Genomic DNA, 15,916 nt, shown 5'->3' on the forward strand with positions numbered 1-15,916 from the left:
ATTAAAGTAGTGGTCTTACCAGATTGTTAAAAAGATATATAGCAAACGGAGGCGAAGTACATGAATTTTCACTTTACTGAAGAGCAACAAATGATGAGGAAAATGGTTCGAGATTTTGCACAGAAAGAAATAGCTCCCTTTGTTCCTAGTATGGAACAAGGGGTGTTCCCGAAAGAGATTTTGCAAAAGATGGGTGAGCTTGGACTAATGGGTATTCCAGCGCCTGCAAAATATGGCGGGGCAGAAATGGATTTTATTTCTTACATTCTAGCAATTGAGGAAATTTCAAAGGTAAGTGCAACGGTTGGTGTAATTTTAGCTGTACATACGTCAGTTGGAATGAATCCGATTTTATACTTCGGAACAGAAGAACAGAAGCAGAAATATGTTTCTAAATTGGCGACTGGTGAGTATTTAGGCGCATTTGCTTTAACAGAACCAAATGCAGGATCAGATGCAGGTAGTTTGAAATCAAGAGCTGTAAAGAAAGACGATCATTACATTATTAATGGGTCGAAAGTATTTATTACGAATGGCGGCGAAGCAAGTACATACATTGTATTCGCTTCTACAAATCCAGAGGCGGGGAAAAGTGGTATTTCGGCATTTATTGTAGAGAAAGATACACCAGGCTTAATCATCGGAAAAGATGAGCATAAGATGGGGCTTCTTGGTTCTCGTACAGTACAACTTACGTTTGAAGATATGAAAGTGCCGGCCGAGAATTTACTTGGTGAAGAAGGACAAGGATTTAAGGCGGCAATGGCGAATTTAGATGTTGGACGAATTGGGATCGGAGCGCAGGCATTAGGAATCGCGGAAGCGGCACTTGCATGTGCGATTGATTATGCGAAAGAGCGCGAGCAATTCGGCAAGCCAATTGCGGCGCAGCAAGGAATCGGATTCAAACTTGCAGATATGGCGACTAGCGTAGAAGCAGCGCGATTACTTGTATATAGAGCGGCATCGCTAAGAGCGCAAGGATTACCATGCGGCAAGGAAGCTTCTATTGCGAAATTATTTGCTTCTAAGACTGCTGTTGAAGTTGCGATTGAAGCGGTGCAAGTATTTGGCGGTTACGGTTATACGAAAGATTATCCAGTAGAAAGATTTTTCCGTGATGCGAAGATCACGCAAATATATGAAGGAACGAGCGAAATACAAAAGCTTGTAATTAGTCGAGCTTTATAAAAAGACGAGGGGGAGACGGGGATGCATTTTAAATTATCAGAAGAACATGAAATGATAAGAAAAATGGTTCGGGATTTTGCAAGAAATGAAGTAGCACCGACGGCGGCAGAGCGTGATGAGGAAGAGCGATTTGATCGCGCTTTATTTGATCAAATGGCAGAGCTTGGTTTAACCGGCATTCCGTGGCCTGAAGAATACGGCGGAATTGGAAGCGATTACTTAACGTATGTAATTGCCATTGAAGAATTATCCCGCGTATGTGCTTCTACAGGTGTAACATTGTCTGCACATACTTCACTTGCTGGTTGGCCAATTTTTAGATTTGGAACGGAAGAACAAAAACAAAAGTTTTTACGACCGATGGCAGAGGGAACGAAAATTGGCGCATACGGTTTAACGGAGCCAAGTTCTGGTTCAGATGCTGGAGGAATGAGGACAACTGCGAAACGAGATGGAGACCATTACATTTTAAATGGATCGAAAATCTTTATTACAAATGGTGGCATTGCTGATATTTATGTTGTTTTTGCATTAACAGACCCTGAATCGAAGCAGCGCGGCACGAGTGCATTTATTGTGGAGAGCGATACGCCAGGATTTTCAGTTGGGAAGAAAGAGAGCAAGCTAGGGATTCGCTCTTCGCCGACTACTGAAATTATGTTTGAAGACTGCCGTATTCCTGTAGAGAACCTACTCGGGGAAGAGGGCCAAGGATTTAAAGTTGCGATGCAAACGTTAGATGGCGGCCGTAATGGTATTGCCGCGCAAGCAGTCGGTATTGCGCAAGGGGCTTTAGATGCTTCTGTAGAATATGCAAGAGAGCGTCATCAGTTTGGGAAGCCGATTGCGGCGCAACAAGGGATTGGCTTTAAACTTGCAGATATGGCAACGGATGTAGAGGCGGCGCGTCTTTTAACATATCAAGCGGCTTGGCTTGAATCTGAAGGGCTTCCGTACGGGAAAGAGTCAGCGATGTCAAAAGTATTTGCAGGTGATACAGCGATGAAGGTAACGACTGAAGCGGTACAAGTATTTGGTGGTTATGGTTATACGAAAGATTATCCAGTAGAGCGTTACATGCGCGATGCAAAGATTACACAGATATATGAGGGAACGCAAGAGATTCAAAGGCTTGTAATTTCTCGTATGTTAACGAAATAGGAACGAAAGCGTAGGTATTTTCCTACGCTTTTTCCTTCCAAAAATAATAGAGAGAGGTGAAGGGGATGGTTAAACATAATGTACATGCATCAGTGAAAGATGAAAAATTAGTTGCGTTAAGGCGTGAACAAATGATTAAAGGTGCGGTGCAACTGTTTAAGCAAAAAGGGTTCCCACGTACAACAACGAGAGAAATTGCGAAGGCGGCTGGGTTTAGTATTGGAACACTTTATGAGTACATTCGTACAAAAGATGATGTTTTATATTTAGTTTGTGATAGTATATATGAACATGTAAAAGAGCGGTTAGAGGAAGTAGTGTGTACAGAAAAGGGAAGTATAGAAAGTTTAAAGATAGCAATAACGAATTATTTTAAAGTGATGGATGAATTGCAAGAAGAAGTATTAATTATGTATCAAGAGGTACGTTTTTTACCGAAAGAATCACTCCCATATGTATTAGAAAAAGAGTTTCAAATGGTAGGAATGTTCGAGAATATTTTAGAACAGTGTACGGAAAATGGAACATTTGCATTAAATAAAAAAGAAATACAGCTTCTGGCACATAATATTTTCATACAAGGACAAATGTGGGGATTTAGACGTTGGGCCCTGCAAAAATTGTATACGCTTGAAGAATATACAGAAATGCAAATTAGGTATGTATTGCAAGGGGCGCATATGCTTCCGAAATAAGGAATGGACAAATTATAATTTTATTACCATATTAAAGTTTCCCGTTTTTTTTGTAGCATATTTGTGCGACTTTTGTTTATAATGAATAGTATGGATTTTTTTAAGCAGACCGTTATATATAAGGTTATATTTGAAGAAAGGAAGTGCCGCATAAGTGAATTTTAAGCAATATTCACCAGAAGAGCTAAAAGAATGTTCAATGATTGAAGTTGTACATAGCGTTTTAGGGGATAAAAGACAAGCAACGACATTCAACGAGTTGGTTCAAGAAATCGCTCAAGTGCTGGGACTATCTCAAGAGCAAGTTAATGCGAAACTCGCACAATTTTATACAGATTTAAACATCGATGGACGTTTCATTAATTTAGGAGAAAATCGTTGGGGGCTACGCAGCTGGTACCCATATGAGCAAATTGATGAAGAAATCTTACCTCAGCCAAAACCGAAGAAGAAACGTAAAGTTGAAGAGGACGGTTTTGACGACTACATCGAAGAAGATGAAGACGAATTCGGCGATGCAGAAGGAAATGCAGACGAAGATGACGATGTAGAAGATTTGGACAAGGTTCTTGAAGAAGAAGACGCAGATGACGAAGATGATGATCTTGATGATTTAGAAGAAGATGATGAAGACTTCGCAGAAGAAGAACTTGAGTACGATGAAGCTGAAGCTGAAGAAGAAGAGGAAGAGCTGTAGTTCTTGACTTTTCATTATCGTCCATGTAGAATCATTTTTGGGCTCTTTAAAACAGGACGATAATACTTTTAAAGTGTAAATATAAAAGAAAATTGCTCCCTACTTATTACTTTATGTGATGAGGGGAGCAATTTTCTTTTTTGTTTTTTGTTTAGAAAATAAAAAGAGTCTAACAATAAGATGGATACAGTGTTATCTACATACGTTGCGCTTTGCAACGGTGATTATATAACAGCAAAATAGGAGGGAGCTTTTTCATGACTAAGTATATTTTTGTAACAGGCGGTGTAGTATCGTCTTTAGGAAAAGGTATTACAGCAGCATCTCTTGGACGACTTTTAAAAAATCGTGGTTTAAACGTAACTATTCAAAAGTTTGATCCATACATTAACGTAGACCCAGGGACTATGAGCCCATACCAACACGGTGAGGTATTCGTAACAGATGATGGTGCAGAAACTGACTTAGACCTTGGTCACTATGAGCGTTTCATCGACATCAACTTAAACAAATACAGCAACGTAACAACAGGTAAAATTTACTCTTCAGTTCTTCAAAAAGAGCGTCGTGGTGAATACCTAGGAGGAACAGTTCAAGTTATTCCTCACATTACTAACGAAATTAAAGAGCGTGTATACCGTTCTGGTCGCGAAACAAACGCGGACGTTGTTATTACAGAAATTGGTGGAACTGTTGGTGATATTGAGTCTCTACCATTCTTAGAAGCAATTCGTCAAATTAAGAGCGACATCGGTCGTGACAATGTAATGTACATTCACTGTACGTTAATCCCGTACTTAAAAGCTGCGGGTGAAATGAAAACAAAACCAACGCAACATAGCGTTAAAGAGCTTCGTAGCTTAGGTATTCAACCAAATATTATCGTTGTTCGTACAGAACTACCTGTTTCTCAGGACATGAAAGATAAGCTTGCATTATTCTGTGACATCGATACAAAAGCAGTTATCGAAGCACGCGATGCAGATACTTTATATGCGGTTCCATTATCTCTTCAAGAGCAAAACATGGATCAAATCGTTTGCGATCACTTGAAATTAGACAATCCAGCTGCAGATATGACAGAGTGGACTGCGCTAGTTAATAAAGTACGTAACCTTTCTAAGAAAACAAAAATCGCTCTTGTTGGTAAATACGTAGAACTTCAAGATGCATACATTTCTGTTGTAGAAGCACTTCGTCATGCAGGTTATTCATTCGACACAGATGTAGAAGTAAAATGGGTAAATGCTGAGCACGTAACAGCAGAGAACGTGAAAGAATTAGTTGGCGATACAGATGGTATCCTTGTACCAGGTGGCTTTGGCGATCGTGGTGTAGAAGGTAAAATTGTTGCAATTCAATATGCTCGTGAAAACAAAGTTCCATTCTTAGGAATTTGCCTAGGTATGCAACTTGCATCAATCGAATTCGCACGTAACGTATTAGGATTAGAAGGAGCTAACTCTTCTGAAATTAATCCTGACACACCTTATGCAATCATCGACTTATTACCAGAACAAAAAGATGTAGAAGACTTAGGTGGTACACTTCGTCTTGGTCTATACCCATGTAAGCTTGCTGAAGAAACAAATGCTTACAATGCTTACAATGAGCCGGTTGTATATGAGCGTCATCGTCATCGTTATGAGTTCAACAATCAATTCCGTCCGGATATGGAAAAAGCAGGATTTGTATTCTCTGGTACAAGCCCAGACGGTCGTCTAGTTGAAATCATTGAATTAAAAGACCACCCTTGGTTCGTGGCAGCACAGTTCCATCCAGAACTTGTATCTCGTCCAAACCGTCCACAACCATTGTTCCATGACTTCGTAAGTGCTTCTATTACGAATAAAGAGAGCAAGTAATAAAAAAAGCGCCTGAAATAGGGCGCTTTTTTTATTATTCGTTTAACATTTCATCAATTGTAAATTTAATTCCGTGATAAGCAAATAAAGCTACAATTAAACTTGGGAAACCATAGCGGTTACCTTCATCATCTGGAATAAGGCCTTTTAACAGCTTTGTATCGATATGTACATCTGTATATTGTTCTAGTGATTCTGTACCTTCTTGAATAGCAGAGATGCCGACAATCGAGTGTCCATCTGCTTGAAGTTTTTTTGCCATTGCTACAACTTCTTCATCTGTTGAAAAACGGCTAATAAGAAGTACACGATCTGCAGAAGTTACTTCTACTTCTGTACCATTTTCAAATAATCGTTTTGCTTGCTTCATTGGTTCAGCACCAAATAGTGCTTCAGCAACAACGCCCTCCATTTCATTTGTACCATGTAAATAAATGAAACCATCGCCAACTAGTGCTTGAGCAAGTAGACGAGCGCTATCTTCTATATTCATTTCCTCTTTTTGAGAAACTCTGGAGAAATAACCACTTAATTGAGTTGAAAAAATTTTTAACATAATGTTACTCCCTTCGTACGTGTTTGCCGGCTTTCATTATAATTTATTTTTTTAGAAAGGTGAAATCGTAGGTAGCATAACAAAATAGGAAACGGTAAAATAAGAAAGAATAGGAAGGAATTTGCCAAAGAATAGCGAAAATAAATCGATAAGATATAAGAAGCTGTAAATCTTGTATTTACACAGAAAGGTTGGGAGTTATGGAAGGGAAAATTTTAATCGTTGATGATCAATATGGCATTCGTGTGTTATTACATGAAGTGTTCCAAAAAGAAGGTTATCAGACGTTCCAAGCAGCGAATGGATTTCAAGCTTTAGATATCGTGAAAAAAGATAATCCAGATTTAGTAGTGTTAGATATGAAAATCCCAGGTATGGATGGTATAGAGATTTTAAAACATGTAAAAGAAATTGATGAGAGTATTAAAGTGATTTTAATGACTGCTTATGGAGAATTGGATATGATTCAAGAAGCGAAAGATTTAGGAGCTTTAATGCACTTTGCTAAACCGTTTGATATTGATGAGATTCGTCAAGCAGTGAGAGATCAGCTTGCTGTAGAGGCGTAAAAAATGAATTTTTTATAAAAAATATGGAAAAAAGCGTTTACATGGACTATTGAGCAGGTGAATACAGTTGAGTTTTTGAGTACAAGTTGTTATCCTATTGAGTGTAGAAAAAAGTCCGGTATGTAAATATACATAATTTACCTTATCCTGGTCATACTACCAGCGATAAGAATTTATCGGATACAAAAAACGTTTTTTAGGAGGATTCACCATGCCTTTAGTTTCTATGAAAGAAATGCTAAACACAGCACTAGAAGGAAAATACGCAGTTGGTCAATTCAACATGAACAACTTAGAGTGGACTCAAGCTATCTTAGCTGCTGCGGAAGAAGAAAAATCTCCTGTAATCCTAGGTGTATCTGAGGGTGCAGCTCGTCATATGACTGGTTTCAAAACAGTTGTAGCTATGGTTAAAGCTTTAATCGAAGAAATGAACATCACTGTTCCTGTAGCGATTCACCTTGACCATGGTTCAAGCTTCGAAAAATGTAAAGAAGCAATCGATGCAGGTTTCACATCTGTAATGATCGACGCTTCTCACCACCCATTCGAAGAAAACGTTGAAACTACTAAAAAAGTGGTAGAATACGCACACGCTCGTAACGTATCTGTTGAGGCTGAGCTTGGAACAGTTGGCGGACAAGAAGACGATATCATCGCTGAAGGCGTAATTTACGCTGATCCAGCAGAGTGTAAGCACCTTGTTGAAGCAACAGGTATCGATTGCCTAGCTCCAGCTTTAGGTTCTGTACACGGTCCTTACAAAGGTGAGCCTAACTTAGGATTCGCTGAAATGGAACAAGTTCGTGACTTCACTGGCGTACCTTTAGTATTACACGGTGGTACTGGTATCCCAACTGCTGATATCGTAAAAGCTATTTCTTTAGGTACTTCAAAAATTAACGTAAACACTGAGAACCAAATTGAGTTTACAAAAGCTGTTCGTGAAGCATTAAGCAAAGACCAAGAAGTTTACGATCCTCGTAAATATATTGGACCTGGCCGCGACGCTATCAAAGCAACTGTTGCTGGTAAAATGCGTGAGTTCGGTTCTAACGGTAAAGCGTAAGAATAAAATTCCGTTTTGGAAACCGTCTAGTCTTTTAGACGGTTTCCTTTCGTTGTATAATGAAAGCGTGAACAAGTCTAAAGATTTTATAAAGTGAATTTTTAGTTTGCTAATATAGAAAATAATGTGCATAGTCCTATTAATAAATGTGATAAGTATCTGAATTGAGAAATTTGATTCGATGAATAGTTAATCTTCATCTATTTGTATAGCGGGGGAGCTACAGGTGATGGTTTTCTACTTATTGAGTTTTAGGGTGGAAAGAGTGATTGAGATTCTTAAGGGGAACCTTCTACTTCTTTTTATAAAGCAGTAGAAGATAAATACATTCACGAGAAGGGAGCTCAATATGGAAAAGTTGCTAATTGAAGGCGGAAGAGCTTTAAATGGAACAATTCGTGTGAGTGGTGCAAAGAATAGTGCTGTTGCATTAATTCCAGCGACAATTTTAGCAGATACTCCAGTAACTATCGGTGGCGTTCCTAATATTTCGGACGTGAAAATGTTAGGAGACTTACTAGAGGAAATTGGAGGGAAAGTAACTTATGGGCAGGAAGAAGAGATGGTAGTCGATCCTTCTAACATGGTTGCGATGCCTTTACCAAATGGAAAAGTGAAAAAATTGCGCGCCTCTTATTATTTAATGGGTGCAATGCTTGGCCGTTTTAAAAAAGCTGTTATTGGGCTTCCAGGTGGATGTCATTTAGGGCCACGACCGATTGATCAGCATATTAAAGGGTTTGAAGCACTAGGTGCACATGTTACAAATGAACAAGGTGCTATTTATTTAAGAGCAGATGAGCTACGTGGGGCACGTATTTATTTAGATGTTGTTAGTGTAGGAGCTACAATCAATATTATGCTAGCGGCTGTACGAGCGAAAGGTAGAACTGTTATTGAAAATGCAGCGAAAGAACCAGAGATTATTGATGTAGCCACATTATTAACAAGTATGGGAGCGCGCATTAAAGGTGCTGGTACAGATGTAATCCGAATTGATGGTGTGGACTCCCTGCATGGTTGTCACCATACTATCATTCCAGATCGTATTGAAGCTGGTACGTATATGATTTTAGGAGCTGCATCAGGAGGAGAAGTAACAGTTGATAATGTTATTCCTCAGCATTTAGAGTCAGTAACTGCGAAGCTAAGAGAAGCTGGTGTCCAAGTTGAAACGAACGATGACCAAATTACAGTGAACGGTAATAGAAGGTTAAAAGTAGTTGATATAAAAACGCTTGTATATCCGGGTTTCCCAACAGATTTACAACAGCCGTTTACGACGCTTTTAACAAAGGCGCACGGGACGGGAGTTGTCACGGATACAATTTACGGAGCACGTTTCAAACATATTGATGAATTGCGTCGTATGAATGCGCAAATTAAAGTAGAAGGTCGTTCGGCAATTGTAACTGGTCCTGTTTTATTGCAAGGTGCAAAAGTGAAGGCGAGTGACTTACGAGCTGGGGCTTCCCTTGTTATTGCAGGGTTAATGGCGGATGGAATTACAGAAGTAACCGGACTTGAGCATATTGATCGAGGCTATGAAAATATAGTAGACAAGCTTAGAGGGCTTGGTGCAAACATTTGGCGAGAACAAATGACAAAGCAAGAGATTGAAGAAATGAAGAACGCTTAAAGTGATGATACTTCCGCAAGTGGGGGAGCGAAGAATCACCACTTGCGGAAGTACACTTTATGGAAAAACACGGTTCACAAAATACGGCAGAAATATAAAGACTTAAAGGAGAGGGATTATCGTGGAAAGAAGTTTATCTATGGAGTTAGTACGTGTAACAGAGGCTGCAGCATTATCATCAGCGCGTTGGATGGGGCGCGGGAAAAAAGATGAGGCAGACGGTGCAGCAACATCAGCTATGCGTGATGTATTTGATACAGTTCCGATGAAAGGTACAGTTGTAATTGGCGAAGGTGAAATGGATGAAGCACCAATGCTGTATATCGGAGAGAAATTAGGTACAGGATATGGCCCACGCGTAGACGTTGCAGTTGATCCTTTAGAGGGGACGAACATCGTAGCAGCTGGCGGATGGAATGCACTTGCTGTTATTGCAATTGCAGATCATGGTAATTTGTTACATGCTCCTGACATGTACATGGATAAAATTGCGGTTGGCCCAGAAGCAGTTGGGGCAGTTGATATTAACGCACCTATTATCGATAACCTACGTGCCGTTGCGAAAGCGAAGAATAAAGATATTGAAGATGTTGTAGCGACAGTTTTAAATCGTCCACGTCATCAAGCGATTATCGAAGAAATTCGTAAGGCCGGTGCTCGTATTAAGTTAATTAACGATGGAGATGTAGCTGGAGCAATCAATACAGCATTTGACCGTACAGGTGTAGATATTTTATTCGGTTCTGGTGGGGCTCCTGAAGGTGTACTAGCTGCGGTTGCGCTAAAATGCTTAGGTGGAGAAATTCAAGGAAAGCTCTTACCACAAGACGAAGCTGAATTAGCACGTTGTAAAAAAATGGGCATTGAAGATATAAATCGCATCCTTCGTATGGAAGACTTAGTAAAAGGTGACGATGCAATCTTTGCTGCAACAGGTGTAACAGACGGAGAACTATTACGCGGCGTTCAATTTAAAGGTAGTGTAGGAACAACACACTCCCTTGTTATGCGTGCGAAGTCAGGTACAGTACGCTTCGTAGACGGACGTCATAGCTTAAATAAAAAACCGAATTTGGTTATTAAATAAAAAGTGCAAGCGGCTCGTTCAGAATCGCAGGACACTTCCAGCTCTCGACCTTGAAGCGTTTTTTGCTTCGAGTGAGAGAGTGAAATGACCGGAGATTCTAGCCGCTGGAACTGGATTAAATAAAAAGCGTAAGCAGCTCGTTCAGAATGGGAAGGGGAAGAAGTGAAGCCACCGACTATTCTAGCTGCTGAAGCTGGATTAAGTAAAAGCAGAAATGCCTTATTTATTCTGCCTTAAAATCAGGTGAATAGAAAAAAGTAAGAAATATAAAAGGCGAAGACAAATTTTCTTGTCTTCGCTTCTTGTATTTGTGTTTCAACGTATTGATTAAAACTAGATAAAAGGGTTACAATAGTGAATATTATCCTACTTGAACTTATTGCCTTTCATTATTATTTATTTGCCTTCCGTATTTTTTCCCTTTACCCATGTGAAAAGAGAATAAAGTTAAAGTGTGGTGTCTGAATGAATTTGTCAATTGCAGCATTAGAAAACATGAAATTAAAAGAGTTATACGAGCTTGCGAAAGAATTTAAGATTTCGTATTACAGCAAGTTAACGAAAAAAGAGCTGATTTTCGCCATCTTAAAAGCTCGAGCAGAAAAAGAAGGTTTCTTTTTCATGGAAGGCGTATTAGAAATTATTCAATCAGAAGGATTTGGATTCCTACGTCCTATCAACTACTCTCCAAGCTCAGAAGATATTTATATCTCGGCTTCGCAAATTCGTCGTTTCGATTTACGTAATGGAGATAAGGTTTCTGGTAAAGTACGACCTCCGAAAGAAAATGAACGCTATTTTGGATTATTACAAGTTGAAGCTGTAAACGGAGATGATCCAGACTCAGCAAAAGAGCGTGTGCATTTCCCTGCATTAACACCGTTATACCCAGATCGCCAAATGAAATTGGAAACGGAAACGAAAAAGCTACCGACACGCATCATGGATTTAATCGCACCAGTTGGATTTGGACAACGTGGTTTAATTGTCGCGCCTCCAAAGGCTGGTAAAACAAGTCTGTTAAAAGAAATTGCGCATAGTGTTACAACAAATCATCCGGAAGCAGAATTAATTGTACTTTTAATTGATGAGCGTCCAGAGGAAGTAACAGATATTGAACGTTCTGTTAAAGGTGATGTTGTAAGTTCTACTTTTGATGAAGTACCAGAAAATCATATTAAAGTAGCTGAGCTTGTATTAGAGCGTGCAATGCGTCTTGTAGAGCATAAAAAAGACGTTGTCATTTTAATGGATAGTATTACCCGTTTAGCGCGTGCTTACAACCTTGTTATTCCGCCAAGTGGTAGAACTCTATCAGGTGGTATTGATCCAGCTGCTTTTCATAGACCGAAGCGTTTCTTTGGGGCTGCGCGTAATATCGAAGAGGGCGGTAGCTTAACGATTTTAGCAACAGCACTTGTTGATACAGGATCCCGTATGGATGATGTAATTTATGAGGAGTTTAAAGGAACTGGAAACATGGAACTTCACTTAGATCGCTCATTAGCTGAGCGCCGTATCTTCCCAGCGATTGATATTCGTCGCTCCGGTACGCGTAAAGAAGACCTATTAATTCCGAAAGAACATTTAGACAAGCTGTGGGGTATTCGTAAAACAATGCGTGATACGCCAGACTTTGTTGAAGGCTTCTTACGTAAACTTCGTCAAACAAAGACAAATGAAGAGTTTTTACAAAACATTGTTGCAGACTCAAAAAGGTATGTAACAACTAAGTAAAGGGAAAAGATTGGGACTCGCTTATTTCGTAGTAAGCGAGTTTTTTATGTTTTTTAAGGGAATATTAGAGAGAGTAATATATGGGAAAAATTTGTTTTTTGAGATGGAAATCATATTTTGTGTTAGAGTTGGGCGAGTCACCTCCACTTTCAAGGTAATATCCAGCTCCAGCGGCAAGAATGGTCGGTGGCTTCGCATCTTCCTACGAGGCAAAAAGCGCCTCTACGTCAGAAGCTCCATCCTCCTCCCATTCTAAGCGAGCCGCTTGTGCTTTTAATTTTTAAAAAGACAAAAACAGGTAGTTGCAAAATGGAGTTAGCCTTGTTATAATTTCATCATATGTGTTTCATCAATATAGTTGTGTAAGCAGCTGAAGATGAAAAACTCTGTTTCGAAAATGATTCAGGGCGGAAGGAGATGAAAAGAATGAAAGCAGGAATCCATCCAAATTACAATAAAGTTGTATTTATGGACACGAACACAGGCTTCAAATTCTTAAGCGGGTCTACTAAAGGCTCTAGCGAAACTGTTGAGTGGGAAGATGGTAACACTTATCCATTACTAAAAATTGAGATCAGTTCTGATTCTCACCCATTCTACACTGGACGTCAGAAGTTTGCTACTGCAGACGGACGTGTTGACCGCTTCAATAAGAAATACGGCATCAAGTAATAAAGAACATAAAACAGGCAAGTGTATGTATTCGCTTGTCTGTTTTTTTTGCAAAAATATTAAACCTTTACCCTACTTTGGATTAGGAAAGTAGATGAAAGGAGAGCTCAATGTACTTAATGAATCAAAATGGTTGGATTGAAGTGATTTGCGGGAGTATGTTTTCTGGAAAATCAGAAGAGCTCATCCGCCGTATACGCCGTACGCAATTTGCGAAACAAAATGCGATTGTATTTAAACCATGTATTGATAATCGTTATAGTGAAGAAGATGTTGTATCACATAATGGATTAAAGGTTAAAGCAGTTCCTGTTTCAGCTTCAAAAGATATATTTAACCATGTAACAGAAGAAATGGATGTTATTGCAATCGATGAGGTACAATTTTTTGATGGGGACATTGTGGAAGTGGTGCAAGTATTGGCAAATCGTGGCTATCGTGTCATTGTAGCTGGATTAGACCAAGATTTCCGAGGTCTACCATTTGGACAAGTTCCTCAGCTGATGGCGATTGCTGAACATGTAACTAAATTGCAGGCAGTTTGTTCTGCATGTGGGTCTCCTGCAAGTCGTACGCAACGTTTAATCGATGGAGAACCAGCGGTATTTGATGATCCAATTATTTTAGTTGGGGCTTCAGAGTCGTATGAACCACGTTGTCGTCATTGTCATGCAGTACCTACAAAACAAAGATAAATGAAACTCGCTATGTAGAGCGGGTTTTTTTCGAAAATAGATGAAGATTGGTGGCCAGCTCTTCGCACAGCTAAGAACCTTAGCCAGTCAGAGCTGAGAGAGCCGCTTGTGCGTTTAAATATTATCTAGTTCCGGTGGCGAGCTCTTCGTGTCTAAGAACCTCCCGCACTAAAGGTAAAAAGCACCTTTTGCGCGAGAGAACCTTAGCCAGTCAGAGCTGAGAGAGCCGCCTCCACTTTTAAATATAATTTGCGTTTTTTTGATTAAGTACCATATACTATTTGTATTAGATACTAGGATGTAGAGGTGAATGGTGTGTTAGATCGTTTGCAAGCTGTAGAAGATCGTTATGAGAAGTTAAATGAATTGTTAAGTGACCCAGAGGTTATTAGCGATACAAATAAGCTTCGTGAGTATTCAAAAGAACAATCTGATATGCAGGAAACGGTAGAGGTGTACCGTGAGTATAAAGATGTTCGTGAGCAATTACGAGATGCAAAAGCAATGTTAGAAGATAAGTTAGACGCTGAGATGCGTGAAATGGTTAAGGAAGAAGTTTCTGAATTAGAAGGACAAGAGAAAACATTATCAGAACGTCTGAAAATTTTACTTGTTCCAAAAGACCCTAATGATGATAAAAACGTTATCGTTGAGGTTCGTGGTGCTGCTGGTGGTGACGAGGCAGCTTTATTTGCTGGTGATTTATATCGTATGTATAGCCGTTATGCTGAGGTGCAAGGTTGGAAAACTGAAATTATCGAAGCTAGCTATACAGAATTAGGTGGATATAAAGAGATTATCTTTATGATCAACGGTAAAGGTGCTTTCGCGAAACTGAAATTCGAGAATGGTGCTCACCGTGTACAACGTGTTCCTGAAACGGAATCTGGTGGACGTATTCATACATCTACAGCAACGGTAGCTGTGTTACCAGAGGCGGAAGAAGTAGAAATTAATATTCATGAAAAAGATGTTCGTGTTGATACGTTCGCTTCTAGTGGTCCTGGTGGACAAAGCGTTAATACAACGATGTCAGCGGTACGTTTAACGCATTTACCGACTGGTGTAGTTGTATCTTGTCAGGATGAGAAATCACAGATTAAGAATAAAGAAAAAGCAATGAAAGTATTACGTGCACGTGTTTATGATAAATTCAGACAAGAAGCACAAGCTGAGTACGATCAAAACCGTAAACAAGCTGTTGGTACGGGAGACCGTTCAGAGCGTATTCGTACGTATAACTTCCCGCAAAACCGTGTTACTGACCATCGAATCGGTTTAACGATTCAAAAGCTAGATCAAATCCTACAAGGTAAGTTAGATGATTTCATCAATGCCTTAGTGATGGAAGATCAGGCGCAAAAGATGGAGGCAGCTGAGTAATGCGTGTCTATGAAGCCCTGAAATGGGCTTCTTCTTTTTTACAAGAAAATGGACGAGATGAGAATGCGGGAGAAATTGTCCTTTGTCATGTATTAAAGACGAACAGAACAGGAATGCTCATGAATATGCGTGAAGAAATAACTGCGGAACAAGAGACAAGCTTTACGGAGTTTATCCACAAGCATGTAGAAGGTATTCCTATTCAATATATGATGGGTTATGAAATGTTTTATGGACGATCGTTCTTTGTGAATGAAGAAGTATTAATACCAAGGCCAGAAACAGAGGAACTTATAGTTGGAGTCCTAGAGAGAATTGAGCGCCATTTCGGTAATGAGGAGCTTCATGTAGCGGATATTGGCACAGGTAGTGGAGCGATTTCTATTACGCTCGCTTTAGAAAATAAAAATCTTCATGTGTATACGGTAGATATTGCACAGGAGTCGATTGAAGTTGCAAAAGAAAATGCAAAGGCTTTAGGAGCGGAAGTAACTTTCTATCACGGTGATTTACTGTCGCCGTTTTATGAAACTGGCCAGAAGTTAGATGTTGTTGTTTCAAATCCTCCGTATATACCGGAGGAAGATTGGCGTGGTCTTTCTACTGTTGTGAAAGAGCATGAGCCGAAAAGGGCGCTTGTTGGCGGTGAAGATGGACTAGATTTCTATCGTCGTTTTATGGAGGAATTGCCGAACGTATTAAAGAAAAAGGCGATTGTGGCGTTTGAAATTGGTGTAGGGCAAGGTGAAGATGTAAAAGCATTATTACAGCAAACTTTCCCTCACGCTCACGTTGAAGTTGTCTTTGATATTAATGGAAAAGATCGCATGGTATTTGCAGAGATGGAGTAAGGTTAAAACCTTACTCTATTTTTTTTGAAAAAATTTATATAGATTTTGA

Annotated in this window: 15 protein-coding genes; 14 read left to right on the top strand and 1 reads right to left on the bottom strand. The window is 39.5% G+C overall.

Features of this window, described 5'->3' with window-relative positions; all coding sequences use genetic code 11:
• Window positions 1-60 precede the first annotated feature (60 nt).
• The 5 genes from Q3V31_RS19655 to pyrG all read left to right on the top strand — a co-directional run bounded on the left by Q3V31_RS19655 (window position 61) and on the right by pyrG (window position 5,609).
• Entirely contained in the window at window positions 61-1,191 is a 1,131-nt protein-coding gene (locus Q3V31_RS19655) for an acyl-CoA dehydrogenase (protein WP_329766456.1), read from the top strand.
• Between the two features lie 21 nt (window positions 1,192-1,212).
• The gene (acdA, locus tag Q3V31_RS19660) at window positions 1,213-2,352 is read left to right on the top strand and encodes an acyl-CoA dehydrogenase AcdA (RefSeq protein ID WP_329766457.1); all 1,140 of its coding nucleotides are present in this window, start codon (window positions 1,213-1,215) and stop codon (window positions 2,350-2,352) included.
• Window positions 2,353-2,417: 65 nt separating this feature from the next.
• Entirely contained in the window at window positions 2,418-3,047 is a 630-nt protein-coding gene (locus Q3V31_RS19665) for a TetR/AcrR family transcriptional regulator (RefSeq protein WP_000238596.1), read from the top strand.
• Between the two features lie 154 nt (window positions 3,048-3,201).
• The gene (gene rpoE / locus Q3V31_RS19670; protein ID WP_098452276.1) at window positions 3,202-3,744 is read left to right on the top strand and encodes a DNA-directed RNA polymerase subunit delta; all 543 of its coding nucleotides are present in this window, start codon (window positions 3,202-3,204) and stop codon (window positions 3,742-3,744) included.
• 257 nt (window positions 3,745-4,001) lie between these two features.
• Complete coding sequence (gene pyrG / locus Q3V31_RS19675; RefSeq protein ID WP_000170445.1) at window positions 4,002-5,609, top strand: CTP synthase; 1,608 nt, start codon at window positions 4,002-4,004, stop codon at window positions 5,607-5,609.
• A 34-nt stretch (window positions 5,610-5,643) separates the two neighbouring features.
• Here pyrG and Q3V31_RS19680 read toward each other — a convergent pair whose 3' ends face one another.
• Window positions 5,644-6,165 carry a DUF2529 domain-containing protein gene (locus Q3V31_RS19680; RefSeq protein WP_329766460.1) on the bottom strand — a complete coding sequence of 174 codons (522 nt, stop codon included), beginning with the start codon at window positions 6,163-6,165 and terminating at the stop codon, window positions 5,644-5,646.
• Window positions 6,166-6,365: 200 nt separating this feature from the next.
• Here Q3V31_RS19680 and spo0F point away from each other — a divergent pair, with 200 nt between their 5' ends.
• From spo0F to prmC, 9 genes are all read left to right on the top strand, one after another.
• The gene (gene spo0F / locus Q3V31_RS19685) at window positions 6,366-6,734 is read left to right on the top strand and encodes a sporulation initiation phosphotransferase Spo0F (RefSeq protein ID WP_000398592.1); all 369 of its coding nucleotides are present in this window, start codon (window positions 6,366-6,368) and stop codon (window positions 6,732-6,734) included.
• 211 nt (window positions 6,735-6,945) lie between these two features.
• On the top strand, window positions 6,946-7,803 hold the full coding sequence (locus Q3V31_RS19690; RefSeq protein WP_001131858.1) for a class II fructose-bisphosphate aldolase: 858 nt from the start codon (window positions 6,946-6,948) through the stop codon (window positions 7,801-7,803).
• Between the two features lie 349 nt (window positions 7,804-8,152).
• Window positions 8,153-9,442: a UDP-N-acetylglucosamine 1-carboxyvinyltransferase gene (gene murA, locus Q3V31_RS19695; protein ID WP_090813709.1), complete on the top strand. Its 1,290-nt coding sequence runs from the start codon at window positions 8,153-8,155 to the stop codon at window positions 9,440-9,442.
• Between the two features lie 121 nt (window positions 9,443-9,563).
• Window positions 9,564-10,529: a class II fructose-bisphosphatase gene (gene glpX / locus Q3V31_RS19700; protein WP_000442343.1), complete on the top strand. Its 966-nt coding sequence runs from the start codon at window positions 9,564-9,566 to the stop codon at window positions 10,527-10,529.
• A gap of 465 nt (window positions 10,530-10,994) precedes the next feature.
• Complete coding sequence (rho, locus tag Q3V31_RS19705; RefSeq protein ID WP_002123767.1) at window positions 10,995-12,266, top strand: transcription termination factor Rho; 1,272 nt, start codon at window positions 10,995-10,997, stop codon at window positions 12,264-12,266.
• A 426-nt stretch (window positions 12,267-12,692) separates the two neighbouring features.
• Window positions 12,693-12,938 (top strand): type B 50S ribosomal protein L31, encoded by a 246-nt coding sequence (locus Q3V31_RS19710; protein ID WP_000643447.1) that lies wholly within the window; start codon window positions 12,693-12,695, stop codon window positions 12,936-12,938.
• Between the two features lie 110 nt (window positions 12,939-13,048).
• Window positions 13,049-13,633, top strand: a complete 585-nt coding sequence (locus Q3V31_RS19715) for a thymidine kinase (RefSeq protein WP_329766478.1) — start codon at window positions 13,049-13,051, stop codon at window positions 13,631-13,633.
• Between the two features lie 315 nt (window positions 13,634-13,948).
• Window positions 13,949-15,016: a peptide chain release factor 1 gene (gene prfA / locus Q3V31_RS19720; protein ID WP_002094338.1), complete on the top strand. Its 1,068-nt coding sequence runs from the start codon at window positions 13,949-13,951 to the stop codon at window positions 15,014-15,016.
• Window positions 15,016-15,867: a peptide chain release factor N(5)-glutamine methyltransferase gene (gene prmC / locus Q3V31_RS19725; protein WP_001267049.1), complete on the top strand. Its 852-nt coding sequence runs from the start codon at window positions 15,016-15,018 to the stop codon at window positions 15,865-15,867. Before prfA ends, prmC begins: the two co-directional genes overlap by 1 nt.
• Window positions 15,868-15,916 lie beyond the last annotated feature (49 nt).

It is taken from the genome of Bacillus nitratireducens (assembly GCF_036320425.1).
Lineage (GTDB): Bacteria > Bacillota > Bacilli > Bacillales > Bacillaceae_G > Bacillus_A > Bacillus_A nitratireducens.